We start from the raw sequence: 1653 nt of genomic DNA, 5'->3' as shown, positions 1-1653 counted from the left end.
ACCGAGGTCCACGGATTTGCAATCCGCTGCATAGCCACTCTGCCAAGGCGCCTTTAATAGTGATTTAAGAGAACAACTCTTTGTTCATCACTCTACTCAAAATGTAGAGGCTAGATAGATGGTGCCCCGGGCCGGACTTGAACCGGCACAGCGCGAACGCCGAGGGATTTTAAATCCCTTGTGTCTACCAATTCCACCACCAGGGCAACGCAATCTTGCGAGGCCGATTACTGAAAAGTAAAAACACCATCTCTCAGCGACCTAAGCCGTGAGAACGAGGTGTACTTTAACGGAAGGAAAAAATTCGTCAACAATAAATTTTATCTTTTAATTCAAGTGATTAATTATCGAACTCAAAAGAATAAATTTAGTGCAGCTTGTACGGTTCTTATACTTGGATTTCTAATTTAAACGGACAAATCACTGACAACCATTGATTCAAATACCAATTGAATGCGGTGATTTTATTGTTTTAAACCAAGCAAATGGCGTTTTCATGTGCTTTTCACATTCAACGATTAGAGTTTGAAGTAACTCTTATTAAGAAGTAAACATGTGAAACCACTAAAACGATATCAATATGAGCGCTATGCCGTTCTTTGTAACCTCGCCTACCCTAGAGTTTTTAAGCAGACTCGCTATGGTTTTGACCCTAATGGACAACGCATCATCAAGAACCAGTTTGGTAAAACCATGATTAGAGTGTTGTGGAGTAGCGACAAAGATGAAGTGGTTGTGGTAATCAAAGGATCGCACAGTATCTCAGATTGGCTACTAACCTTTGCTCTATGGACAAGAAGCTGTAAGAGAATTGGGCTCAATTATCGTGTGCATGCGGGTTTCTACCATCTAATGCTTCAAGAGAGCCAGCCAAGTCGTAATGAAGATAAGCTTGGCTTAACCGTTATTGAGCGCTTGGAAGCCACGCTCACACCTCTCATCGAACAAGGAAAAAGAGTGTCTATTACTGGCCACTCTTCCGGAGGCGCTATCGGTTGTGTCTTCGCTGATTACTTTGATCAAAAGTACCCAGGCTGTATTAAACGAATAGTGACTTTTGGCCAACCCGCCATTGGTGATTGGAGCTTTCGAAAGCACTATCGCATGAGTAAGAAGACCTACCGAATTTGCTGTGACATCGACATCGTGACCTTCATGCCACCGGTTCCTTTGCTCTATTGGCATGTAGGTAAAGTGCTTTGGCTTTATAACGGACGAATCTATGAGAACACTCCTACATTAATCCGCCTTGGTCGCTCTATCTTTAGTTGGCTGATAAGACCTTTCTCTTACCACTTAATGAGCAAGTATATCCGTAACAAAGATTTCTTTGATAAGCATTGAAATGGGTACGTAGGAAGCTTTTAGCGGGGCCAGAAACGAAAAAACCAGTCACTAGGACTGGTTTTTTCTGAATTATGGAGGCGCCTCCCGGAGTCGAACCGAGGTCCACGGATTTGCAATCCGCTGCATAGCCACTCTGCCAAGGCGCCTTCAATAGTGCTTTAAGAGAACAACTCTTTTGATTAATACCAAGCGAGGTAATAATCAAATAGATGGTGCCCCGGGCCGGACTTGAACCGGCACAACGCGAACGTCGAGGGATTTTAAATCCCTTGTGTCTACCAATTCCACCACCAGGGCACGCAATTC

The 1653-nt window shown here is 43.7% G+C and carries 1 protein-coding gene and 3 tRNA genes; 1 reads left to right on the top strand and 3 read right to left on the bottom strand.

Translation table 11 applies throughout. The annotated features are described in order from the left end of the window. Positions 1–119: 119 nt before the first annotated feature. Positions 120–206 (bottom strand) — tRNA-Leu (locus tag AB6D93_RS23975). A 349-nt stretch (positions 207–555) separates the two neighbouring features. On the opposite strand from AB6D93_RS23975, the gene AB6D93_RS23970 reads away from it, so the two are divergent. After that, complete coding sequence (locus AB6D93_RS23970) at positions 556–1344, top strand: lipase family protein (RefSeq protein WP_102333601.1); 789 nt, start codon at positions 556–558, stop codon at positions 1342–1344. 75 nt (positions 1345–1419) lie between these two features. Here AB6D93_RS23970 and AB6D93_RS23965 read toward each other — a convergent pair. Then, positions 1420–1493: transfer RNA gene (locus AB6D93_RS23965), tRNA-Cys, on the bottom strand. Between the two features lie 64 nt (positions 1494–1557). Continuing rightward, positions 1558–1644, bottom strand: a tRNA-Leu gene (locus AB6D93_RS23960). Positions 1645–1653: the final 9 nt, after the last annotated feature.

The sequence above is a fragment of the Vibrio sp. 10N.247.310.23 genome, assembly GCF_041467155.1.
Lineage (GTDB): Bacteria > Pseudomonadota > Gammaproteobacteria > Enterobacterales > Vibrionaceae > Vibrio > Vibrio crassostreae_C.
Note: the sequence above shows the minus strand (reverse complement) of the source record. Positions and strands in the feature narration are given on the sequence as shown.